This window comes from Rhodobacter capsulatus (assembly GCF_003254295.1).
GTDB classification, from domain to species: Bacteria; Pseudomonadota; Alphaproteobacteria; order Rhodobacterales; family Rhodobacteraceae; genus Rhodobacter; species Rhodobacter capsulatus.
On sequence record NZ_QKZO01000003.1, the window covers coordinates 184,547 to 208,118 of the forward strand.

The following is a 23,572-nucleotide window of genomic DNA, read 5'->3' on the forward strand; positions in this document are numbered from 1 at the left end:
GAGGGCAGCAAGGATGCGGCCAAGCGGCGCTGGCAATGCGGGCGCCTTTGTCCTAAAGGGAAAGCGAACCCAGCGCAGCCACAGGCACACGAGGATTTCATGGCGAAGATCATCTTCATCGAACACAATGGCACCCGTCACGAGGTGGAAGCGAAACCGGGTCTGACGGTGATGGAAGCGGCGCGCGACAATGGCGTGCCGGGCATCGACGCCGATTGCGGCGGCGCCTGCGCCTGTTCGACCTGCCATGCCTATGTCGATCCGGCCTGGGTGGACAAGCTGCCCAAACCCCTGCCGACCGAGACCGACATGATCGATTTCGCCTATGAGCCGAACCCCGCGACCTCGCGGCTGACCTGCCAGATCAAGGTCACGACGCTGCTCGACGGGCTTGTGGTGCATCTGCCCGAAAAGCAGATCTGACGCCCCGCCGGGAGGGATTTCGCCCCGGCATGGCCGGGGCGACCCGGGCGGGGGCTCCGCCCCCGCACCCCCGGCGTATTTGCCCCAGGAAAAGCCCGACACCGCCTCTGCGGCATGGGTCGGGATGCGCCCCCCTGCCCTTTCACCTTGGCCTGCCCTTTCACCTTGGCGAAAATATCCCGGGGGTCCGGGGGCGGAGCCCCCGGCGGGTCGTCGGGGCGAAGCCGCGACGAAAAACCGGCCCGGACATGATCCCGACGGGGGAAAGACAGCAGCCGGAGCAATTGCGACACGCCACCTGACGCATTTCGGCGATCCGCGGTCGCATCCCGGCAGGCCCCTTGGCGCGGGGCGGGGAATATGTGCTAGACGCCTCCAAGACACCCTATGGGGGCCGCGAAAGGAACCGGGAATGACCACCTATGTGCTGACCGTGAACTGCCACTCGACCCGCGGGATCGTGGCGGCGATTGCCAATTATCTGGCCGACAGCGGCTGCAACCTGACCGATTCAAACCAGTATGACGACCTGTTGACCGGGCAATTCTTCATGCGCGTCACCTTCGTGTCGCAAACCGGGGCGACGCTCGACAGCCTGAAGGCGGGCTTCGAGCCGGTGGCGCAGGAATTCGACATGGAATGGGCGATCCATGACGCCGAGACGAAGGTCAAGGTCCTGCTGATGGTCTCGAACTTCGGCCATTGCCTGAACGACCTGCTTTACCGCTGGCGCATCGGCGCGCTGCCGGTCGAGATCGTCGGCGTGGTGTCGAACCACATGACCTATCAGAAGGTGGTGGTGAACCACGACATCCCCTTCCACCACATCAAGGTGACGAAGGAAAACAAGCCCGAGGCCGAGGCGCATCTGCTGGACGTGGTCGAGGAATCGGGGGCCGAACTGATCGTTCTGGCACGCTACATGCAGATCCTGTCGGACAAGCTCTGCCAGAAGATGTCGGGCAAGATCATCAACATCCACCATTCCTTCCTGCCGAGCTTCAAGGGCGCCAACCCCTACAAGCAGGCCTATGAGCGCGGCGTGAAGCTGATCGGGGCGACCTCGCATTACGTCACGGCGGACCTTGATGAAGGCCCGATCATCGAGCAGGAAACCGTCCGCATCACCCATGCGCAAAGCCCCGAGGATTACGTCAGCCTTGGCCGCGACGTCGAGGCGCTGGTGCTGGCGCGCGCAATCCACGCCCATGTGCAGCACCGCACCTTCATCAACGGCAACAAGACCGTGGTCTTCCCGGCCTCGCCCGGCGGCTATACCTCGGAACGGATGGGCTGAACCGCGCGCCACCGCAGGGACGGAACAAGGGGGGGGCGCTGCCCCCCTCTTGGCCTTGCGGCCAATTCACCCCCCGGGATATTTGCGCCAAGGTGAAAGCAGAGCCATGTGCCCTTTCACCTTGGTGCAAATATCCCGGGGGGAGGCCGCTTGCGGACGGGGGGCAGCGCCCCCCTTTGCTCAGGCCCGGGCGGCGCGGATGCGGGCGGCAAGCCCGAGGGTGGAGCCGTCCTTGCCCGCGCCCTCCGAGCTGCCGTCAAGCACCGGGGCCAGCGCCAGCGCCAGCTCCTTGCCAAGCTCGACCCCCCATTGGTCGAAACTGTTGATGCCCAGGATCACGCCCTCGACAAACACCCGATGCTCGTAAAGCGCGACGATGCCGCCCAAGCTGAAGGGGGTGAGCACCTCGATCAGCAGCGTCGTCGAAGGGCGGTTGCCCGGGAAGACGCGATGGCGGGCCTGACGGTCGCGTTCCGCCCCGCTCAGGCCCTTTTTCGCCATGATGTCCGTTGCTTCCGCCAGCGAGCGACCGCGCAGAAGCGCCTCGGATTGCGCCAGGCAATTGGCGACCAGCAGCAGGTGCTGGTGTTCCAGATCGGGCTCGCGGCCGCGCGCGGCCAGGATGAATTCGCAAGGCACGACCCGGGTGCCCTGATGGATCAGCTGATAGAAGGCGTGCTGGCCGTTCGTGCCGGGCTCGCCCCAGACCACCGGGCCCGAATGATAGGGCAGATCGGCGCCGTCCATCGAGACGCGCTTGCCGTTGCTCTCCATTTCCAGCTGCTGCAGGTAAGCGGGCAGCCGGGCCAGGCGCTGTTCATAGGGCAGCACGGCGCGGGTGGCATGGCCGAGCACCTGATTGTGCCAGATGCCCACCAGCGCCAAGAGCACCGGCAGATTTTCCGAAAGCGGCGCCTGCCGGAAATGGCGGTCCATCGCGGCGGCGCCGGCGTGGAACTCGGCGAAATAGCCGGGGCCGATGCCGATCATCAGGCTCAGCCCGATCGGCGACCAGACCGAATAGCGCCCGCCCACCCAATCCTCAAACCCGAAGACGCGCTCGGCCGGGATGCCGAAAGCCGCCGTCTTGTCGGTCGCGGTCGAGATCGCGGCGAATTGCGCCGCCGGGTCGGCGACCTTCGCCGCCATCCACGCCCGCGCGGTTTCGGCATTGGTCATCGTCTCGATCGTGGTGAAGGTTTTTGAGGCCACGATCACCAGCGTCGTTTCCGGGCTCAGCCCCGCGAGCACGTCATGCGCATGGGCGCCGTCGACATTCGAGATGAAATGCAGCCGCGGCCCGTCGGCAAAGGAGCTGCAGGCAATCGCGGCCATCACCGGCCCCAGATCCGAGCCGCCGATGCCGATATTGACCACATCGGTGATGCGCCCGCCCTGCCCGGTGAACCGGCCCGTCCGCACATCCTCGGCAAAGGCCTGCATCCGGCCGAGCGTCTCGCGCAGCGCGGGCATCACGTCGTGGCCATCCACCGTGACCGTGTCGCCGAGGTTGCGCCAGGCCATGTGAAGCACCGCGCGGCCCTCGGTCTCGTTGATCTTCTCGCCCGCGAACATCGCGGCGCGGCGCGCGGCGACGCCGGTCCTTTCGGCCAGATCGACGAGCAGCTTCAGCCCCGTGGCATCGATGTTCGTTTTCGAGAAATCGAAGAACCAGGATCCGAATTCGGCGCTGAAATGGGCGGCGCGGTCGGGGTCGGCGGCGAAAAGATCGAGGATATGCCGGTCCTTGACGGTCGCGGCATGGGCAAGCAGGTCATCGAAACGGTTCATCAGGGGGCCCAATGGATGGTGGCGTTGGAAAGGACGATGCGCACCGGGGCCTCGGTTTCGGGAAGGCGTGCGGCACGCTCCAGTGCTGCGCGCTTTTCTGCACCGGTGATCAGAAGATGGCAATGCATGGCCGCGCGCAGCACCGGCGCGGTCAGCGTGATCCGCGGCTCGCCCGCAGCATCCGCGCGCAGCGCCATCACCGGGGGGGCATCGGGGGCAAGCGCCTCGGCCAGACGGTCGGCACCGGGGAAGAGGGACGCCGTGTGCATGTCGGCCCCCATGCCCAGCAAAAGCACGGTGAGCGGCAGCGCGGCGCGGACGCCCCGGGAAAGCTCGTCCAGCCGGTCCTCGGGCGTTTCGGCGGGGGCGTAAAGCGGCACCAGATGGGCCAGCGCCGCAGCCCCCCGCAACAGCCGGTTGCGCAACAGCGCGGTGTTCGAGCGCGGGCTGGTCTCATCGACCCAACGCTCGTCATTCAGCAGCACCCAGACCCGCGCCCAGTCGAGATCAAGGCCCGAGAGAATGTCGAAGACCGGCCCGGGCGTGGTGCCGCCGGGCACGCAAAGCGTCACCCGGTCTTCGACCTCGAGCGCGCGGCGCAGCTGGCTGGCGACCTTGTCAGCGAGCGCCAGCATCATCAATTCGCGGTCCGGATATTCGATCAGGTTCATTCGCGGATCTCCCGCCAGCGACGGCCGTCGCGGTGCATCAGCATCAGCGCATCTTCCGGCCCCGAAGACCCGGCGTCATAGGGCCGCGGCCGGTCGCCTCGCGCCTCCCACCCGGCGATGATCGGATCGGTCCAGGCCCAGGCGGCCTCGACCTCGTCGCCGCGCATGAAAAGCGTCTGGTTGCCGCGGATCACATCCATGATCAGCCGCTCATAGGCGTCGGGAATGTCGGCGCCATCCTCGCCCAAAGCCTCGGCAAAGGACATGTCAAGCGGCACCTGCACCAGACGCATCCCCCCCGGACCCGGTTCCTTGATCATCACCTTGAGATTCATGCCCTCGTCCGGTTGCAGCCGGATGACAAGGACGTTTTCGCGCCAGGACGCCTCCTCCTGGTCGAAGATCGAATGCGGCGGCGCCTTGAAGGTGATGGCGATTTCCGACGCGCGGCCGCGCAGCCGCTTGCCGGTGCGCAGATAGAACGGCGTGCCCTGCCAGCGCCAGTTCGCCACCAGAACCTTGAGCGCGATATAGCTTTCGGTCCGGCTGTCGGGGTTTTCGCTGTCGGCCAGATAGCCCGGCTGTTCCGCCCGGCCCGGCCCGGCCTTCACCCCCAGATATTGGCCGCGCACGATGTCGGCTGCCGGAATGGGCTGCAAGGCCCGGATAACTTTCACCTTTTCATCGCGCACCGCATCGGGGTCGAAGTGATAGGGCGGCTCCATCGCAATGAGGCACAGAAGCTGCATCAGATGGTTTTGCACCATGTCGCGCATCGCGCCCGATTTGTCATAATAGCTGCCGCGCCCGCCCACGCCCACGGTTTCGGCGACGGTGATCTGAACGTGGTCGATGTATTGCGCGTTCCAGAGCGGCTCGAACAGGATGTTGGCAAAGCGCACCGCCATCAGGTTCTGCACCGTCTCCTTGCCCAGATAATGGTCGATCCGGTAGATCTGGCTTTCCTCGAAATGCGCGGCCAAGGTGGCGTTCAGCGCCCGGGCCGAGGCCAGATCGCGCCCGAAGGGTTTTTCCACCACGATGCGCGATTGATCCCCGGCGATCCCATGCGCTTTCAGCCGGTCGGCCAGCGGGCCAAACAGCATCGGCGCCACCGAGAAGTAAAAGGCGTTGATCCGGCCCGGGTCGACCCGGGCCTTGAGCGCATCCCAGCCGCCCTCGCCCGTCGCATCGACCGAGACGTAATCGAGGTTTTGCAAAAAGGCCGCGATCGTCGCCGCGTCATGTTTCGCCGGATCGACATAATCGGCGATCGCCTTGGCCACCTGGGCGCGAAAGCCCTCGGCCTCCATGTCGGACCTTGCGGCACCGATGATCCGCGCCCCCTCGGGCATCTGACCGGCGTGGAAGCGGCGGTAAAGCCCGGGCAGGATCTTGCGCTGCGCAAGATCGCCCGTGGCTCCGAAGATCACGAGATCGAAAAGATCGACCGGAATGACGCGCGATACCATGGGGCTGGCTCCGATTCTTGGCATGACTGGCGCCCTCCTCCGGATGCGCCGTCCGCGTTGCACATGTTAGCGGTAACACATGTGGTTTCTACCTTGGCGCCAAGTGCAAGTCTAGCCCGGTGTCGGGCGAACTCAAAGCGGTTTGGCAAGGGCGCGAAAAGTCTCAGGCGGTTTCAAGCGCACGGGCAAGGCGGAAGAGCTTCGCCTTTTTCAACAGCGCCCGGGTGGTCCAGGGCTGGGCCGAAAGCGCCTCGGCCTTGGCCCGGACGCGTTCGACCACGGCGGCGACCTGCGCCGGGTGGTCCGCGGCCAGCGCCCAAAGGAAGCCATCAGCATCAAGGCGCGCAAGCCCCTCCCCGGCCAGCACGCCGCGCGGAAAATCGGCCCGGTTTTGCGTCACGATCGCCTCGGCCCCGCCAGATATGGCGGCGGCCAGCACATGGATGTCGTTTTCATCGGGCAGATGCAGCCGCGATTCGAGCCCCGGGCGGGGGGCGATGACGGCCCTTGGGAAGCGGGCCTTGAGCATGGCGATCTCGCCCCGCGCAAAGGCCTCGTCGCCCGCAGAGAGCCGCGCCGCCGCCCGCGCCCATTCCTCCAGGATGCGGTCCGACCAAAGCGGCGTGTAAAGCGCCTCGGCCGCGCAGCCGGTCAGGATCTCGCGCAAGACCGTCGGGTAAAGCACGCAGGCATCCAGCAGAACCTTGCCGGGGGCGGCCCGCATCAGTCGAGCCGGAAGACCAGCGATTTCAGGTAAGCCGATTCGGCCAGTTGCGGCAGCATCGGGTGATCGGGCCCGGCGAAACCGGTGTGCAAAAGCTGCGCGCGGCGCCCGCCACGCCCCAGACCGCGCGCCGAGGCATTGCGGAAGGCGACCAGATCGGCGGCATGCGAGCAGGAGCAGAGCACGATATAGCCGCCCGGCGCCACCAGCGGCGCCGCCAGCCGGGCGACGCGTTCATAGGCGCGCAGCCCGGCATCAAGCGATTGCTTGTTCGGCGCGAAAGCGGGCGGATCGCAGATCACCACGTCGAATTGCGCGGCTTCGGTGGCCAGCGCTTCCAGCGTGGCGAAGGCATCGCCCTGACGGGTGGCAAAGCGGGCGCCCTGCCCCATCGCCGCGGCGCCCTTGCTGGCCAGATCCAAAGCCGCGGCCGAGGCATCGATAGCCAGCGCGCTTTCCGCCCCGCCTGCCAGACAGGCCAAAGCGAAACCGCCGACATGGGAAAACACATCGAGCACCCGCGCCCCCCGCGCCAGCCGCGCGGCAAAGGCGTGGTTCGGACGCTGGTCAAAGAAAAGCCCGGTCTTCTGCCCGCCCAGAACGTCGGCCATATAGGTGGCGCCGTTCATTTCGACCGGCACCGGCCCGTCGATGGCACCGCACAGCACCACCGTCTCCTCGGGCAGACCCTCCAGCCCGCGCGAGCGCCCCGAACCGTTCTTGATCACCGTCTTCACGCCCGTCACCGCGACGAGGGCGGCGCAAAGATCGCCGATCAGCGCCTCGGCCCAGGCGGCGTTCGGCTGCACCACCGCAACATCGCCGAAACGGTCGATGATGACGCCGGGCAGGCCGTCGGCCTCGGCATGGACGAGCCGGTAGAAGGGCTGATCGAAAAGCCGCGTGCGCAGATCCAGCGCACGCGAGAGCCGCGCCGCGATCCAGTCGCGGTCGATCGGCGCCTCGGCGTCACGATCCAGCATCCGGGCGATGATCTTCGATTTCGGATTGACCGTGACCGTGCCCAGCACCCGGCGCTCGGCATCTTCCAGCGTCGCGATCACGCCCGGGGTCAGCCCCTGCGTGCGCCGGTCGGTCACCAGCTCGTCGGCATAGACCCAGGGAAAGCCGTGCCGGATCGCGCGGGCCTCGGCCTTGGGGCGCAGCCGCACGACGGGACGGGACTTCGGCGCTTCTTCTTCGGTCATGGCGGGCCTGCTGCAAAGGAATGGTTGCGCCCCCTCTAGCGCGACTTTCGCGCCGCGCAAAGCCCGCATCGCTGCCGCCCCGCCCGTGCCACACCGCACCGATTTTCCGCGAAATCGGCTGGACCTTGCCCGCGTCCCGCGCGAGAGAGGAAAGCAGGATTGATTTGTTAGCGCTAAACTGAATAATGCGGGACATCCCGAGCCTTCGCCAAAGCTGGATCTGACCATGACCGAGACTGCCGCACCGATGAACGCCACGATTGCCCGGGTGACCGACCGCATCCGCGCCCGCTCGGCCGCGCGGCGGGGCGACTATCTGGCGCGGATCGCGGCGGCCGCGGCCACGGGCCCGGCGCGGGCGCATCTGACCTGCGGCAATCAGGCCCATGCCTATGCCGCGATGGGGCCGGACAAGGCGCCTTTGGCCGAAGGACGCGGGCCCAATATCGGCATCGTCACAGCCTATAACGACATGCTTTCGGCCCATGCGCCCTATGCCGATTACCCGGCGCAGATCAAGGCGGCGCTGCGCGACATCGGCGCCACGGCGCAGGTGGCGGGCGGGGTGCCCGCGATGTGCGATGGCGTCACCCAGGGCCGGGCGGGGATGGAGCTGTCGCTGTTCTCGCGCGAGGTGATCGCGCTGGCCGCCGGGATTGCGCTCTCGCATGACACCTTCGACGCCGCGATTTTCCTTGGCGTCTGCGACAAGATCGTGCCGGGTCTCGTCATGGCAGCGGCGACCTTCGGCCATCTGCCCGCGATCTTCCTGCCTGCGGGGCCGATGACGGCGGGCCTGCCGAATGATGAAAAATCCAAGGTGCGGCAACAATTTGCCACCGGCGAGGTGGGCCGCGACAAGCTGATGGCGGCCGAGATGGCCTCCTATCACGGGCCGGGCACCTGCACCTTTTACGGCACCGCGAACACCAACCAGATGCTGATGGAGGTGATGGGGCTGCATCTGCCGGGCTCCAGCTTCGTCAACCCGCACACAGCCTTGCGCGATGCGCTGACGGTGGCGGGCGCGCAGCGCGTGGCCGAAATCACCGCGCTTGGCCCTGACGCGCTGCCGGTGGGCCAGCTGCTCGATGAGCGCGCCTTCGTCAACGGGCTCGTCGGGCTGATGGCCACGGGCGGCTCGACCAATCTTGTGCTGCACCTGCCCGCGATGGCGCGGGCCGCGGGGATCGAGCTCGACCTTGCGGATTTCGACGCGATTTCCGATGTCGTGCCGCTGATGGCCAAGGTCTATCCGAACGGGCTGGCCGATGTGAACGCCTTTCACGCCGCGGGCGGGCTGCAATTCCTGATCCGCCATCTGCTGCGCGCGGGGCTTCTGCATGCCGATGTGAACACCGTCGCAGGCCCCGGCCTGGCGCGCTACACGCAGGAACCGAAGCTGATCGAGGGCCGCCTCGCTTGGGTCGAGGGCCCGGAAGGCAGCCTCAATGACCGCATCCTGCGCCCCGCCAATGATCCTTTCGCGGCGACGGGCGGGCTGAAACAGCTGGCGGGCAATCTGGGCCGCGGCGTGATCAAGGTCTCGGCCGTCGCCCCCGACCGCCATGTGATCGAGGCCCCGGCCCGCATCTTCGAAAGTCAGGATGCGGTGAAGGACGCTTTCAAGCGTGGCGAATTCACCCATGATACCGTGGTCGTGGTGCGGTTTCAGGGGCCGCAGGCGAATGGCATGCCCGAGTTGCATTCGCTCACCCCCACGCTTTCGGTGCTGCAAGACCGCGGCTTGCGCGTCGCGCTCGTCACCGATGGCCGGATGTCGGGGGCGAGCGGAAAGGTCCCCGCCGCGATCCATGTCAGCCCCGAGGCCGCCTGTGGCGGACCCTTGGCGAAGCTACAAGACGGCGATCTGATGCGGCTTGACGCCGACACCGGGGACCTCAGCTGCCTGACCGAAGGGTTCGAGACCCGCGCCCCGGCCACCCCCGATCTGAGCGCCAATCGCACGGGGCTGGGGCGCGAGCTGTTCGAGACGTTCCGCCGCAACACCGGCCCTGCCACCTCCGGCGCGTCCGTGATAGTGTGACGGCAGAAGCGTATTTGGGCCAAGAAAAAGACCGCAGCTTTTTCTTGGTGAAAATACGCACTTAGCCAAATGTAATCGCCTCAGGAGGCCCCTCATGACCCCCACCGCCCAATCCGCGAAAGCGCGCGAATTCTGCGCGCTTGCCCCCATCGTGCCCGTGATCGTGGTGCAGGACGTGGCCCATGCCCAGCCGCTGGCCAAGGCGCTGGTGGCGGGCGGGCTGAAGGCGCTGGAAGTCACGCTGCGCAGCGCCTGTGCGCTCGAGGCGATCCGCGCCATGGTCGATGTCGAAGGCGGCGTCGTGGGCGCGGGCACGCTTTTGACCCCCGCCGATGTCAAGGCCGCCAAGGCCGCGGGCGCGCAATTCGGCGTCGCCCCGGGCCTGACCGAAAGCCTTGTCAAAGCCTGCGAGGACGAGGGGCTGCCGCTGCTTCCCGGCGCCGTCACCGCGTCGGAAGTGATGCGGGCGCTGGAACTGGGCTATGACATGCTGAAATTCTTCCCCGCCGAAACCTCGGGGGGCGCGGCCGCGCTGAAAGCGATGGGCGGGCCGCTGCCCAAGGTCTCGTTCTGCCCCACCGGCGGCGTCAGCCTGAAGAATGCGCGCGATTACCTGACGCTGCCGAACGTGATGTGCGTCGGCGGCTCCTGGGTCGCGCCGCAGGGCATGATGAGCGCGGGCAACTGGGCCGCGATCGAGGCGCTGGCGACCGACGCCGCCGCGCTCTCGCGCGCCACGCTCGGCTGATCAGACCGACATCCGACCTGCCCGGCCGCCGCGCCGGGCGGGCGGGGTTTCCGCGCGCGTCAGCCCCTCGGCCAGAACCTGCGACATCGGATGGCCCGCATCGGCGCCATAGCTGGTCAGAACCACCCGCATCGCCGCGGTCTGATCGGTGCCCGGCGCAAGGCTCAACGCCCAATCCAGAAAGATCGAGCGGCATTCGACCGCCCCGATCCCCTCGATGCGGTAGCTTTCGCGCAAAAGCCCTTTCGGGTCCGCCAGTTTCAGATCCATCTTCGCCTCTCCCGTCAGCCGAGCGCCTTCTCGACGAGCGCCGCAACTTCGGATGTGGTGCGCTCCAGCCTTTCGGCAAGGGTTTGCAGGCTGTCTTCACCGAGTTCGCGCAGCAAGAACGCCCGCCCGCCCTCGCCCAGCGCCTGCAGATCCAGCGGGCGGTCGGTCAAAAGCCGCCCCCCCGCCTGCAGCCGCCACAGGAAGCGATAGGCCGAGGCCAGCGTCTCGCCCTCGGCTTTCGTGACAAACCCCCGGCGCGGACCGATGCGCAGCTGCGCCTCGACCTTGCGGGCCGGTTCACCCGCGCGCAGCGCGAAACTTTGCGCCAGAAGCTCGATGTCCTGCAGCCGCCCGGGGCCGATCTTCGCCTCCCAGGCGCCATCGGGGGCCTTGGCGGCAAAGATCCGCGCCCGCATCTCGGCAAGATCCGGCATCACCTTCGGATCGCCGCCCTTCTCGGCCAGCACCGCCAGCCGCGCCGCCTCGACATCGGCGCCAAGGCCGGCATCGCCCGCCAGCACCCGCGCCCGCGTCAGCGCCAGATGTTCCCAGGTCCAGGCCTCGGTCCGCTGATAGTCGCGGAAACTGTCGAGCGACACCGCCACCGGCCCGCCCCGCCCCGAGGGCCGCAGCCGCATGTCGACCTCGTAAAGCCGCCCCTCGGGCATCGGCGCGGTCAGCGCGGTGATGAAAGCCTGCGTCAGGCGGGCGAAATATTGCCGCGTCGCCAAGGGCTTCGGCCCCTCCGACTGCTCCACCCCGGGGGCATCATAGATCACGATCAGATCAAGATCCGAGGCCGCATTCAGCCGCTCGGCGCCCAGCGAGCCCATCCCCAGCACCACCGCCCCCCGCCCGGGCGGCGGGCCATGTTTGCGGGCGAATTCCGCCACCACCTCGGGCCAGAGCCCGGTCACGGCGGTGCCCGCGATATCGGCATAGAACCGCGCCGCCTCGGCCGCATCGATCAGCCCGCGCAGATGATGCACGCCGACGCGGAAGCGGAATTCCTTCGCCCAGCGCCGCGCCGCATCAAGCTTTTTCTCGTAATCCGGCACCGCTGCCAGCGTCGTGCGGAACGTCCTGGCCAAGGCCTCGGCGCCGGGCCAGGCGGCAAAGAAACTGCCGCCGATCACCGCATCGAAGACGCCCGGATTGCGGCTCAGATGCGCGGCCAGCCCCGGCGCGGTGGCGCAGATATCGACGATCAGATCGATCAGCGACGGGTTCGCCTCGAACAGCGAGAACAGCTGCACCCCCGCGGGCAGCCGCGCGAGGAAGCCGTCGAACTGGCGCAGCGCCTCCTCGGGGCTGGCGGCCCGGTCCATCCGCTTCAGGATCTCGGGCTCGATGCGGCGAAAGATCGCCTGCGCCCGGTCCGAGCGCAGCGCCGGATAATGCGTCCAGGCTTCGACGATCGCCTCGGCCTCGGGGCTCAGATCCGGCCGCGCCGCCGCCTCGACAGGCGCAAAGAACGCCCCCGTCAGCGCCTCGACCCGGGTCAGACGGTCCTTCAGCCGCGCCGCCCAGGCGGCGGTATCGCCCGCCCCCATCAGCCGCGCGATCCGGTCGATCCCCTCGGGCGTGGTCGGCATCAGCTGGGTCTGGGCATCGTTCACCATCTGGATGCGATGCTCGATCTCGCGATGCTCGCGGTAGTGATCGGTCAGCTCGCAGGCCACATCGGCGGGCACCCAGCCCTTGGCGGCCAGTTTCGCCAAGCCCCCCACGGTGCTGCGGTCGCGCAGATCGGGGTCGCGCCCGCCCGCGATCAGCTGCCTTGTCTGGGTGAAGAATTCGATCTCGCGGATGCCGCCCTGACCCAGCTTCATGTTGTGCCCGGCCACTTCGATCGCGCCGCCCAGACCCTTGTGGGCGCGAATCCGCAGCCGCATGTCATGGGCATCCTGAATCGCGGCGAAATCCAGATGCTTGCGCCAGACGAAAGGGGTCAGCGCGCGCAGGAATTTCTCGCCCGCCGCAATGTCACCCGCACAGGGGCGCGCCTTGATATAGGCGGCGCGTTCCCAGGTCCGCCCCTCGGCTTCGTAATACAGCTCCGCCGCCCCCATCGAGATGCAGACGGGCGTCACCGAAGCATCCGGGCGCAGCCGCAGATCGGTGCGAAACACATAGCCCTCGGCGGTGATGTCATTGATCAAGGCCGACATTTTCCGCGTCACCCGGATAAAGGCCGCGCGCGCCTCCATCCGGTCATCGGCGGCGAACTGGGTCTCGTCGAAAAGGCAGATCAGGTCGATGTCCGAGGAATAATTCAGCTCATGCGCCCCCATCTTCCCCATCGCCAAGGCCACCATGCCCCCGGCGCGGGCGGCGTCGTCCGGGCCCTTGCCCGGCAGCTTGCCCCGCCGGATCTCCTCGGCGACCAGTCGGCGCAGGGCCAGATCGACGGCGGTATCGGCCAGCGTCGTCAGCGCCCCGGTCACCTGCTCCAAAGACCAGGCCCCGCCCAGATCGGCCAGCGCGATCAGCACCGCCAGCCGCCGCTTCGCCCGGCGCAACTCGGCGCCGAGCGCCTCCAGCTCGATCCCCTGCAGCCGGGCGGTCTCGGCCGCGAAAGCCGCCTCGGGCGGGCCCGACAGCGCCGCGCGCAGCCACTCCGCCTCGCGCTCCAAAAGCCCCGCCAGATAGGGCGAACACCCCGCCGTGCCCGCGATCAGCCCGCGGATTTCGGGCGGAAAATCGCCATAACGGGCGGCGACATCGGCGCCGCGGGCAGGATCAAAGGCAAGGGGCGTGCGGGTCAGGCGGGATGCAAGGCTCATGGCGGCAGACTATCCGCCGCAAGGGCCGGGTCAATGGGCGCAAATGCCCCGCCCCTTTCACCTTGGCGCAAATATCCCGGGGGGTGCGGGGGGCAGCGCCCCCCCGCTGGGTCGCCTCGGCGCAAGCCGAGGCGAAATCTCTCCCCGCCCCACCCCGACGCGATGTGAAAATCTTTCACATCCCCTCTTGACCCGGCCCCGCGCCTTCCCCACCTTCGCAATGTGAACAGACTTCACATCCAACCCCGGAGGGTTCCATGACCTATACCACCGCCGCCACCCACACGGGCCCCGAGCGCCCCGGCACGATCACCCGCACGCTCGCCTGGCTCGACGACCGCGGCCCGATGAGCTGGATCGTGGTGATGATCGGATCGTTCATCTTCGCGGGCCCGCTCGGTCTTCTTGTGCTGGGCTTCATCCTGATGACCGGCCGTTTCAGCGGCCGCACCTGCCGCGCCCGCGCCGGGTTCACGCCCCGCTTCGCGCGCGGCTACGCCTTTCATGCCATGCGCCCGACCGGCAATGCCGCCTTCGACGCCTATCGCGCCGACATGCTGGCCCGGCTCGAACGCGAACAGGAAGAATTCGAATCCTTCCTGATCCGCCTGCGCGAAGCCCGCGACAAGGCCGAATTCGACCAATACATGGAAGAACGCGCCCATGCCGCCGCGGCTGCGCCGGTGCCTGCAGACCGGCCCGCAGATCGGCAAGAGGCGGCGAACTGATCCCGCCCCCGACCCTGCCCGCCAAAGGGCAGGGTCATTGTCCCGCTTTCGAAGGAAATCCTTGGCGCAGAGCCCGCGCTTTGATAGCGTGGTCCTGCGTCGATCGCCTTTGACGCGTCAGCCCCCGTCTCTCATGCGCCATTCGCTTCCGCTTGCACCGCAATTCTATGTGACCGCTCCGCAGCCCTGCCCCTATCTGGACGGGCGGTCGGAGCGCAAGCTGTTCACGGCCCTGCAGGGCGAGGGCGCCGAGAAACTGAACAATGCGCTCTCGCGCCAGGGCTTCCGGCGCTCGCAGAACGTGCTTTACCGCCCCTCCTGCGCCGATTGCTCGGCCTGTCTTTCGGCGCGCATCCGCGTCGCGGATTTCGAGCCGACCCGGACCCAGCGCAAGGTGCTCAACCGCAACACCCATCTCAAGCGCACCGCGACCAGCCCCTGGGCCACCGAGGAACAATTCGCGCTCTTTCGCCGCTATCTTGACGCGCGTCATGCCGATGGCGGCATGGCCGACATGGACATCTTCGAATTCGCCGCGATGATCGAGGAAACGCCGGTGAAGACCCGCGTCATCGAATATCGCAACGGCCGGGTGGAGACCGGGCCCCGCCCGCTGACGGCCGTCTGCCTGACCGATGTGCTCGATGACGGCGTCTCGATGGTCTACAGCTTCTACGACCCCGACCAGATCGATCTGAGCCTCGGCACGCATCTGATCCTTGACCACGTCGCGATCGCGAAACGCGCGGGGCTGCCTTACGTCTATCTGGGCTATTGGGTGCCCGGCTCGCGCAAGATGGGCTACAAGGCGAAATTCTCGGCGCTGGAAATCTTCAAGGCCGGGCGCTGGCAGCCGCTTGGCGACCCCGAGGATCATTCGGGCGAGATCCACCCGCTTTCGGTCGATCCGATCGCCGAACGGGTCGCCCGAATCCAGCTGCCCAACATGCGCTAGGGCGAAAGCCGCCTTGCCCCGCCCCGGATGCGGCAGTTCGGCACAGGATCTTCCACCCGGAGGCGAGCCCGCGTTCATCTGGTCATGTTTTAGGACCGATTTGCGCAATTTTCCTGCGCGACGTCTGGACAGAACCGGCCCGCGATGCCAGTTTGAGCGCCGGACCGGCCGGGCAACGACCCGGTCGGCATGAAGAACCAGACCGAAACAAACGGGAGGAGAACCCAATGGATCGTCGTTCATTTCTGACCAGGGCCGCGATCGGCGGCGCCGCCGCGACCACGCTGGCCACGCCCGCGCTGGCGCAATCGATGCCGAAAGTGACGTGGCGGCTGACCTCGTCCTTCCCGAAATCGCTCGACACGATCTATGGCGGGGCGGAAGTGCTCTCGAAGATGGTGTCGGAAGCCTCGGACGGCAATTTCCAGATCCAGGTCTTCGCCGGTGGCGAGATCGTCCCCGGCCTGCAGGCCGCCGACGCCGCCGCCGCGGGCACGGTCGAGGCCTGCCACACCGTCGGCTATTACTACTGGGGCAAGGATCCGGCCTGGGCGCTGGGCTCGGCCGTGCCCTTCGGGCTTTCGGCGCGGGGCATGAACGCCTGGCAATACCACGGCGGCGGCATCGAGCTTTACAATGAATTCCTCGCGACCCAGGGCCTTGTGGGCTTCCCGGGCGGCAACACCGGCGCCCAGATGGGCGGCTGGTTCCGCAAGGAAATCAACACTGTCGCCGATCTTTCCGGGCTCAAGATGCGGGTCGGCGGTTTTGCCGGCAAGGTGATGGAGAAGCTCGGCCTCGTGCCGCAGCAGGTGGCGGGCGGCGACATCTATCCGGCGCTGGAAAAGGGCACGCTGGACGCCACCGAATGGGTCGGCCCCTATGACGACGAGAAGCTCGGCTTCTATAAAGTCGCGCCCTATTACTACTATCCCGGCTGGTGGGAAGGCGGCCCGACCGTCCACTTCATGTTCAACAAGGCCGCTTACGAAGGCCTGCCGAAATCCTATCAGGCGCTTTTGCGCACGGCCTGCCAGGCCGAAGACGCCGACATGCTGCAAAAGTATGACTACAAGAACCCGCTGGCGCTGAAATCGCTGGTGGCGAATGGCGCGCAGCTGCGTCCGTTCAGCCAGGAGATCCTCGAGGCCTGCTTCAACGCGGCGCAGGAGGTCTATGCCGAGATGACCGCGACCAACCCGGGCTTCAAGACGCTTTACGACTCGATGGTGGCCTTCCGCGCCGATCACTACCTGTGGACGCAGGTGGCGGAATACAACTACGACACCTTCATGATGATCCTGCAGCGCAACGGCAAGATCTGAGCCCTTGCACCGCAAGGTCCGGCCCCGGGGAAACCCCGGGGCCTTTTTCTTTTGCGCCCCCCGCCCTAGATTGACCGGATGAACACAGGAGACCCCATGCCCGGCATTCTGATCACCGGCGGCGCGAAGCGGATCGGCGCGGAAATGGCCCGCGGTTTCGCCGCGCGCGGCTTTCGCGTGATGCTGCATTACAACGCCTCCGCGACCGAGGCCGAGGCGCTGGCAGAGGAGCTGAACCACGCGGGCGAGATCTGCCGTCTGGTGCAGGGCGATCTGCAGGACGCCGCCGCGGTGCAGCGGGTCTTCGACGCGGCCGAGGGCTTCCTTGGCCGGGTCGATGTGCTTTTGAACAACGCCTCGAACTTCATGAATGACGACATCTTCACGCTGTCGGACGCGAAGATGGACGCGCATTTCGCGGTCAATCTCAAGGCGCCGGTGGCGCTGGCGGCGCGGATGGCGGCGCAGGAGATGGGCGGCGGCGATGCGCTGGTGATCAACATGCTCGACAACAAGGTTCTGGCGCTGAACCCGGATTTCTTTTCCTACACGCTCTCGAAAGCCGCGCTTCATGCCGCGACCGAGATGCTGGCGATGCGCTTTGGCGGCTGCCCGCGGGTCAATGCCATCGCGCCTGCGATCACGCTGATTTCCGGCAAGCAGACCCCGGAGAATTTCGAGAAATCCAGCCGCATCAACCCTTTGGGCATTCAGGTGCAACCCGCCGACCTGCTGCGCACGGCGCTTTACTTCTGGGAGGCCAAGGGCGTGACGGGCGAGGTGATCGCGGTCGATGGCGGTCAGGCCTTGTGGCAGCTGCCGCGCGACGTGGCGTTTCTGGTGAAAGAGGGACATGTGCATGGCTGATCTGATCATCCGCTTGGAAGAACTTGAAATCACGATGTTTCTGGGCATCCATGACTTTGAGCGCGCGCGCATGCAGCGCGTCCTCGTCTCGGCCGAGATCACCGTGACCGGCACCGACTGGCAGGCGGGGCGGTTCTTCGATTACGACCGCGTGGCGGAATTCATCCGCTCCTTCAACGGCGCGCGGATCGACACGCAGGAAGAGCTTGTCTCGCGCATCCATGCCTTCGTGCACGGGCTTGACGGCGTGGCCCATGCCGCGATTTCCTCGAAGAAACCCGATGTCTACCCGGATGCGAAGGCCGTCGGCGTGGTGCTGCGCGGCTGACCGCCCGCGTTGCGAGCGCCCCGCGGTTCTGCTAGCCTGACGTCATCATCCCGAAAGGCCCCCCGATGTTCTACGTCATCGTTCTTTACATGCTGCTCTCGCTTGGCCTGCTGTTCGGCGCGGCGGAACTGGAACGCCGCGCCATCGTCGCGCGTCGGCGCGGTCCGAACGGCCGGGCGATGCTGCTCTCGCTGCTGATCTCGGCGGTGGGCTCGCTTGTCGTGCTGGTGATCGGCGGCTTTGCCGAGGGCTGGATCTACATCCTGCATATTCTGGGCGGCTCGATCCTGTATCACGGGATCATGGGCATTTCGCTGGTGCATGGTCTGCAAGAGGTCTCGGCCCGCACCGCGCGCGAACGCCTGCCCGCCCGCGCCTGAGCCTTTCCGCTTGCGCCCCCGATCTTCGGGAGTAATCTGAGCCCAGTCAACCAGGGGGTCAGATCATGCGCAAGTCCACGGAAGACAAGGGTTTTCTGGATGATCTCCTGAGCCGGATGAGCCTGGCCGACAAGATCGGCCAGCTCAACTTTCCCCATGCCGCGGGCCTGCCCACCACCGGCGCGGCGGCGGGGGCCGATACCGAAACGCTGATCCGGCGCGGCCATCTGTGCGGCACCTCTGCGGGCGCAAACATCGCCGAGCGGCGGGTGCTGCAACGCATGGCGATCACGGAAAGCCCGCATGGCATTCCGCTGTTCTTCGCCCGCGACTGTTTGCAGCGCTACATCACCTGCGGCCCGATCCCGCTGGCGCTGTCCTGCTCCTGGGATCTGGACCTGATCACCCGCATTGCCGAAATGACCGCGCGCGAGGCCCGGGCCGATGGCGTCTCCCTCACCTGGGCGCCGATGCTGGACATTTCTTACGACGCGCGCTGGGGGCGGATCGCCGAAGGCCATGGCGAGCTGCCGCATCTGTGCGCCGCCATCGCGCGCGCCATCGTGACCGGCTATCAGGGCGCCGACGGCGACATCGCCCGGCCCGACCGGATGATGGCGACCTTGAAGCATTTCGCGGGCTACGGGCTGTCGCTGGCCGGGCGCGATTATGCCGCGGTCGAGGCCAGCCCCGCCACGCTGATGCGGATCATGGAGCCCTTCAAAGCGGGCGTGGCCGCGGGGGCGGGCGCGGTGATGGTGGCGTTTTCCGCGCTCAACGACATTCCCGCCACAGCGCATCGGGTGCTGTTGCAAGACATCCTGCGGGATCGTTTCGGGTTTGAGGGCATGATCGTCACCGATTTCACCGCCATCGACCCCGAGCTGATCCACCACGGCATCGCCGCCGATGCGCGCGAGGCCGCCTATCTCGCCTTCAAGGCCGGGGTTGCCGTCGATCTGGTCTCGGGCGCCTTCCTGCATCATCTGGCGCCGCTGGTCGAGGAGGGCAAGACCGCCCCCGAGGCGCGGCGCTGGGGCCCGGTAACGGAAGACGAGATCACCGCCCGCTGCCGTCAGGTTCTGCGCGCCAAGGAACGCCTTGGGCTTTTCGCCGATCCTTTCATGGGGCTGGACGAAGGCTTGCGCGCCAAGGTGGTCCGCTGCCCCGACCATATCGCCCTTGTCCGCGAAGCCGCCGCGAAGTCGCTGGTTCTGCTCAAGAATACCGGGGCTCTGCCGCTTTCCCGCGGGGCCACCCTTGCGCTCATCGGGCCTTTGGCCGAAGACCGGATCGACCTGCAGGGCAGCTGGGCCATCGACGTGAACCCGATGGACAGCGTGACCCTCGCCGAGGGGCTGACCGCCGTCGCGGGCCTCGGCACAAAGGTTCTGATCGCCAAGGGCTGTTCCATCGTCGAAGACCCGGCGCTGGCGGCGCGGCTGAACGTGCACAACCGCGTCCTGCCCTCGGTGCCGCCGGAAAGCCGCTCGCTCGACGAGATGCTGACAGAGGCGCGCGAAGTGGCAAGCCAGGCCGATGCGATCGTGCTGGCGCTTGGCGAGGCCAAGGAACATTCCGGCGAAAGCTCGACACGGGTTGATATCACCCTGCCCGGCGCGCAGCCGCAGCTGGTGCGCGAGATGGCCCGGGTCGCGAAAACCCGCGCCATCCCCCTGATCCTGCTGGTGCTTTCGGGCCGCCCGCTCGCCCTGACCGAGGAAGCCGCGGCTTCCGATGCGCTGATCTGGACCGGCCATCCGGGCGCCGAGGGCGGCCCGGCCATCGCCGAGATCCTGTTTGGCGACCGCGCGCCGGAGGGGCGGCTCTCGATTTCGCTGCCCCGCCATGTCGGGCAACTGCCGCTGCGGATCGAAGACCTGCCCTCGGGCCGCCCGCAGGAGGGGCTTGGCGTCGATGTGATCGGCGATGACGCGATCGACGCGACGGGGCAGCATGTGTTTCGCAAATTCACCACCGCCTGCATTCTGGAAAGCCCGCATACGCCGCTTTTCCCGGCGGGCTTCGGGCTTGGCTACACAAGCTTCGCCTATGGCGAACCACATCTCAGCGCGACCGAGCTGCGGGGCGCCGCGGCGGTGCTGGAGGTGACCATCGACGTCACCAACACCGGGGCGCGGGCGGGCACGGAAACGGTGCAGCTTTACCTGCGCGATCCGGTGGCCGAAATCTCGCGGCCGCTGCGCGAGCTGAAGGGCTTTGCCCGGCTGACTTTGGCCCCGGGCGAAACCGGTACGGCGCGGTTCCGGCTGAGCGCGGCGGATCTGGAATATGACCGCGGCCCCGATCTGGCAACGATGCGCCGCGACTGGGAGGGCGGCGAGTTTCGCCTCAACATCGGCCCGCATGCACTTGAGACGCAAGAGATTTCCATCCGGTGGCTGAAATGAGGACGACGGCCCTTCTGGACCGGATCCAGTCCGAAACGCTGCGCTATTTCACCGAATTTGCCCATCCCGTCAGCAGCATGGCGCGGGAAAGATACGGCGACGCGGGCTGGCTCGACACGGTGACGACCGGCGGCACCGGCTTTGGCCTGATGGCGCTGATCGTCGGGGCCGAGCGCGGGTTCGTCGCCCGCGACAGGGTGCTGGCGCAGATCGACCGGACCCTTGCGCATCTGGAGGCCGCCCCCCGCCATCGCGGCGCCTTTCCGCATTGGATGCATGGCGCGACCGGCGCAACCATCGCCTTTTCACCCCATGACGACGGCGGCGACATTGTCGAAACCGCCTTTCTGATGATGGGGCTTTTGACGCTGCGGCAATGGCTTGCGCCCTTTGCCCCCGCGCTCGCCGCGCGCATTCAGGCGCTGTGGTGGGCGGTCGACTGGGCGGGCTTCTGCCCGGCGCCCGACCGGCTGCACTGGCACTGGAGCCCCCATCACGGCTTTGGAAAACTCGCGCTGATGGGCTGGCACGAGGGGCTGATCGCCTTCGTCCTTGGCGCGGGCTCGCCCACCCATCCGATCACCCCCGAAGCCTATCGCGCGGGCTGGAAGCAAAGCCCCGGGTTCCGCAACGGCAACAGCTACCACCGCATCCGCCTGCCGCTGGGCCCCGCAGCCGGGGGCCCCCTGTTCTTCAGCCATTATTCCTTCCTGGGCCTGGACCCGCGCGGGCTGGTCGAAGACGGCATCGATTATTTCGCGCAAAACCGCGCCCAGACCCGGATCAACCACGCGCATTGCGTGGAAAACCCCGGCAATTTCGTGGGTTACGGCCCGTTCTGGGGGCTGACGGCCTGCGACGGCCCGGATGGCTACAGTGCCTTTTCCCCCGTGAACGACAAGGGCGTGATCGCCCCCACCGCGGCGCTTTCGGCGGCTCCCTATCTGCCGCGCGCCAGCCTGTCGGCCGCCCGCGCCATGGCCGCGCGCCCCGAGCTTTGGGGACGCTTCGGCATGGTCGACGCCTTTGACGACACGCGCGGCTGGGTCGCGTCAAGCCATCTGGCGATTGATCAGGGCCCGATCATCGGCATGATCGAAAACGCCCGCACGGGGCTTTTGTGGCGGCTTTTCATGTCCGCCCCCGAGGTGCGAACCGGCCTGCGGCGGCTGGGCTTTTCAAGCCCGCATCTCGGCTGAGGCGACGCCCTCGCCCGCGATGATCTCGACCGTGCGGGTGAAGACATCATGCGGCGTGCCGCCATTGCCGATGTCGATCAGGCCAAGATGCGCCAGCGGCCCCTTGAGCAGCGTCACGATCCGCGCCTGCGCCTCGGGGTCCAGCTGCGGCAACGTGTCGTCCATCACCAGCCATTCCGGCCGATTGAGGATCACCCGCGCGAAACTCACGCAGTGCTTTTCGCTTTCCGACAGCAGCCGTTCCCAATGCTCGTCGACGTCAAGGCTGGCCATCAGATGACCCAGCCCCACCGTCTGCAACGCCGCCTCGACCTCGGGACGGGGGAAATGCGCGGCGGAATGCGGATAGCCCAGCACGTCGATCAGCCGCCCCGGCGGCACATAGGCGCGCGTCGGCAGATACATCACCGCCCCCGCCTGCGGCATCGCGATGCGCCCCGCGCCGCGATCCCAAAGCCCCGCCAGCGTGCGGAACAGGATCGTCTTGCCCGAGCCCGAAGAGCCCTTGAGCAGCAGACGATCCCCGGGCGCCAGCCGGATCGGGTCTTCGGCCAGCCGGACCGAGACATAGGGCGTGACGATCGACAGCCCCTCGATCTCGACCCCGCCTTCGGCCCCGTCGCGGCGGATGCGGTCGGGCTGCGCCGCGCAGTCCTCGCGCGCCAGATCGTGCAGCGCGCGGTGGAAGGTCATCACCCGGTGCAAGATCGCCCGCCAGTTCGCAATCCCCGCGAAGTTGTTGATGAACCAGCGCAAAGCGCCCTGCACCTGGTTGAAGGCGCCAACCACCAGCATCAGCTCGCCGATCGTCATGTCGGTGCTGAAATAGAACGGCGCGGCCGCCAGGATCGGCGCCACCGTGTTGAACCAGCCCGAGCCCGCCGTGACCCAGGTGAGCCCCACGGTGGCGCGGATCACGCCATGGATCACCTCGACCAGCCGCGCGAAAGAGGCCTTGATCCGCCGCGCCTCGACCCGCTCGCCGCGTTCCAGCGTGATCGCCTCGGCGGCCTCGCTGACACGGACGATCTCGAAGCGGAAATCGGCCTCGCGCGCGGCGCGTTCGGCGCTCATCGCGACCAAAGGCCGGCCGACGCGCCAGCTCAGCCAGGACGCCAGCCCGGCATAGAAGAGCGCGCACCAGACCATGAAGCCCGGGATCTCGACCGCGCGGCCCAGGATCGAGACCGAAAGCCCGTCGGAATGGTGCCACAGCACGCCGACAAAGGAGAACAGCAAAAGCCCCGCCTGAAACAGCCCGACCCCCAGCGCCACCGACAGATCGGCCAGCCCGTCGACATCGGCTTGCAGCCGCTGGTCCGGGTTCTCGCCGATCCGCCCGGCGCGCGACAGCCGCAAAGCCTGGCCGGGCCGCATCCAGTCGTGCAACAGGGCGGTGAAAATGCCCCGCCGCAGCGTCAGCTTCAGCGTCTGATCCAGCCAGAGCTGGCCGACGTTCAGCGCCAGAAGCCCCCCCGCCAGCACCGCGAAAACGCCCAGCTGCACCACGAAGGCAGGAAAATCCTTGCGCGTGAGCGCGTCATAAAACGGCTGGTTCCAGGCGTTGAGCAGGATCTGCGCCGCCGCGGTCACGGCGATCACCGCGACAAGCCCGCCGATCAGCCACAGGATGCGCCGCCCGCTGCGCACGGTGCGCAGGATGCGCCCCAGATCGGCCAGCTGCGTGAACAGGCCGGGATTGGGATCGGTGTCGGTCGTCAGATCGGTCATGCCGGAACCTTGCTTGGGGCAGGCCCTAAAGAACCGCCAAACCGCGCCGGGCGCAACCCGAGGCGAAGCGATTTTGCGTGAGGATCGGCACGAACGGCAAACAGCCGGTTCCCGCCCGGCCCGCCGTTCGGCCGACGCGCGGCAAAAGCGGCGATCGGGCGCAGCATCGCCCCCCCGGGCGCGCCAACGCGCCCCTTGCGCGGCCGCCGGA

Annotated in this window: 20 protein-coding genes; 12 read left to right on the top strand and 8 right to left on the bottom strand. The window is 67.3% G+C overall.

Annotated features, from left to right (window positions below; translation table 11 throughout):
* Nucleotides 1-99: 99 nt before the first annotated feature.
* Nucleotides 100-423, top strand: coding sequence for a ferredoxin FdxE (gene fdxE / locus LY44_RS05505; protein WP_055209753.1), 324 nt, complete (start codon nt 100-102; stop codon nt 421-423).
* Between the two features lie 412 nt (nt 424-835).
* Nucleotides 836-1,720, top strand: a complete 885-nt coding sequence (purU, locus tag LY44_RS05510; protein WP_055209754.1) for a formyltetrahydrofolate deformylase — start codon at nt 836-838, stop codon at nt 1,718-1,720.
* A gap of 180 nt (nt 1,721-1,900) precedes the next feature.
* Here purU and pgi read toward each other — a convergent pair whose 3' ends face one another.
* From pgi to LY44_RS05535, 5 genes are all read right to left on the bottom strand, one after another.
* Nucleotides 1,901-3,511, bottom strand: a complete 1,611-nt coding sequence (gene pgi, locus LY44_RS05515; RefSeq protein WP_055209755.1) for a glucose-6-phosphate isomerase — start codon at nt 3,509-3,511, stop codon at nt 1,901-1,903.
* Nucleotides 3,511-4,182, bottom strand: coding sequence for a 6-phosphogluconolactonase (gene pgl, locus LY44_RS05520; protein WP_055209756.1), 672 nt, complete (start codon nt 4,180-4,182; stop codon nt 3,511-3,513). The genes pgi and pgl overlap by 1 nt, the downstream gene beginning before the upstream one ends.
* Complete coding sequence (gene zwf / locus LY44_RS05525; protein ID WP_055209757.1) at nt 4,179-5,654, bottom strand: glucose-6-phosphate dehydrogenase; 1,476 nt, start codon at nt 5,652-5,654, stop codon at nt 4,179-4,181. The genes pgl and zwf overlap by 4 nt, the downstream gene beginning before the upstream one ends.
* A gap of 163 nt (nt 5,655-5,817) precedes the next feature.
* Complete coding sequence (locus tag LY44_RS05530) at nt 5,818-6,378, bottom strand: RSP_2648 family PIN domain-containing protein (RefSeq protein WP_055209758.1); 561 nt, start codon at nt 6,376-6,378, stop codon at nt 5,818-5,820.
* Nucleotides 6,378-7,586 carry an RSP_2647 family RNA methyltransferase gene (locus LY44_RS05535; RefSeq protein WP_055209759.1) on the bottom strand — a complete coding sequence of 403 codons (1,209 nt, stop codon included), beginning with the start codon at nt 7,584-7,586 and terminating at the stop codon, nt 6,378-6,380. The genes LY44_RS05530 and LY44_RS05535 overlap by 1 nt, the downstream gene beginning before the upstream one ends.
* A gap of 226 nt (nt 7,587-7,812) precedes the next feature.
* Between LY44_RS05535 and edd the strand changes: the two genes are divergently transcribed.
* Nucleotides 7,813-9,633 (top strand): phosphogluconate dehydratase, encoded by a 1,821-nt coding sequence (gene edd, locus LY44_RS05540; RefSeq protein ID WP_055209760.1) that lies wholly within the window; start codon nt 7,813-7,815, stop codon nt 9,631-9,633.
* A gap of 94 nt (nt 9,634-9,727) precedes the next feature.
* Complete coding sequence (locus LY44_RS05545) at nt 9,728-10,381, top strand: bifunctional 4-hydroxy-2-oxoglutarate aldolase/2-dehydro-3-deoxy-phosphogluconate aldolase (RefSeq protein WP_055209761.1); 654 nt, start codon at nt 9,728-9,730, stop codon at nt 10,379-10,381.
* On the opposite strand, the gene LY44_RS05550 is transcribed toward LY44_RS05545, so the two are convergent.
* Together LY44_RS05550 and LY44_RS05555 are read right to left on the bottom strand one after the other, a co-directional pair.
* Nucleotides 10,382-10,651, bottom strand: a complete 270-nt coding sequence (locus LY44_RS05550) for a hypothetical protein (protein WP_013068122.1) — start codon at nt 10,649-10,651, stop codon at nt 10,382-10,384. It lies immediately after the preceding gene.
* 14 nt (nt 10,652-10,665) lie between these two features.
* Complete coding sequence (locus LY44_RS05555; RefSeq protein WP_055209762.1) at nt 10,666-13,437, bottom strand: [protein-PII] uridylyltransferase family protein; 2,772 nt, start codon at nt 13,435-13,437, stop codon at nt 10,666-10,668.
* Nucleotides 13,438-13,694: 257 nt separating this feature from the next.
* Between LY44_RS05555 and LY44_RS05560 the strand changes: the two genes are divergently transcribed.
* From LY44_RS05560 to LY44_RS05595, 8 genes are all read left to right on the top strand, one after another.
* Complete coding sequence (locus LY44_RS05560) at nt 13,695-14,165, top strand: DUF2852 domain-containing protein (RefSeq protein WP_055209763.1); 471 nt, start codon at nt 13,695-13,697, stop codon at nt 14,163-14,165.
* Between the two features lie 133 nt (nt 14,166-14,298).
* The gene (locus LY44_RS05565; protein ID WP_055209764.1) at nt 14,299-15,120 is read left to right on the top strand and encodes an arginyltransferase; all 822 of its coding nucleotides are present in this window, start codon (nt 14,299-14,301) and stop codon (nt 15,118-15,120) included.
* A 227-nt stretch (nt 15,121-15,347) separates the two neighbouring features.
* A complete protein-coding gene (locus LY44_RS05570; protein ID WP_055209765.1) occupies nt 15,348-16,445 on the top strand; it encodes a TRAP transporter substrate-binding protein in 1,098 nt (365 codons plus the stop codon).
* Between the two features lie 96 nt (nt 16,446-16,541).
* Nucleotides 16,542-17,312 (top strand): SDR family oxidoreductase, encoded by a 771-nt coding sequence (locus LY44_RS05575; protein ID WP_055209766.1) that lies wholly within the window; start codon nt 16,542-16,544, stop codon nt 17,310-17,312.
* Nucleotides 17,305-17,640, top strand: coding sequence for a dihydroneopterin aldolase (locus LY44_RS05580; protein ID WP_055209767.1), 336 nt, complete (start codon nt 17,305-17,307; stop codon nt 17,638-17,640). Before LY44_RS05575 ends, LY44_RS05580 begins: the two co-directional genes overlap by 8 nt.
* 65 nt (nt 17,641-17,705) lie before the next feature.
* Nucleotides 17,706-18,020 (top strand): hypothetical protein, encoded by a 315-nt coding sequence (locus LY44_RS05585; RefSeq protein ID WP_055209768.1) that lies wholly within the window; start codon nt 17,706-17,708, stop codon nt 18,018-18,020.
* A gap of 65 nt (nt 18,021-18,085) precedes the next feature.
* On the top strand, nt 18,086-20,431 hold the full coding sequence (locus LY44_RS05590) for a glycoside hydrolase family 3 N-terminal domain-containing protein (protein ID WP_055209769.1): 2,346 nt from the start codon (nt 18,086-18,088) through the stop codon (nt 20,429-20,431).
* Nucleotides 20,428-21,630, top strand: coding sequence for a glucoamylase family protein (locus LY44_RS05595; RefSeq protein ID WP_055209770.1), 1,203 nt, complete (start codon nt 20,428-20,430; stop codon nt 21,628-21,630). The genes LY44_RS05590 and LY44_RS05595 overlap by 4 nt, the downstream gene beginning before the upstream one ends.
* On the opposite strand, the gene LY44_RS05600 is transcribed toward LY44_RS05595, so the two are convergent.
* Nucleotides 21,610-23,361 (bottom strand): ABC transporter ATP-binding protein/permease, encoded by a 1,752-nt coding sequence (locus tag LY44_RS05600; protein WP_055209771.1) that lies wholly within the window; start codon nt 23,359-23,361, stop codon nt 21,610-21,612. The two genes, LY44_RS05595 and LY44_RS05600, sit on opposite strands and share 21 nt — an antisense overlap.
* Nucleotides 23,362-23,572 lie beyond the last annotated feature (211 nt).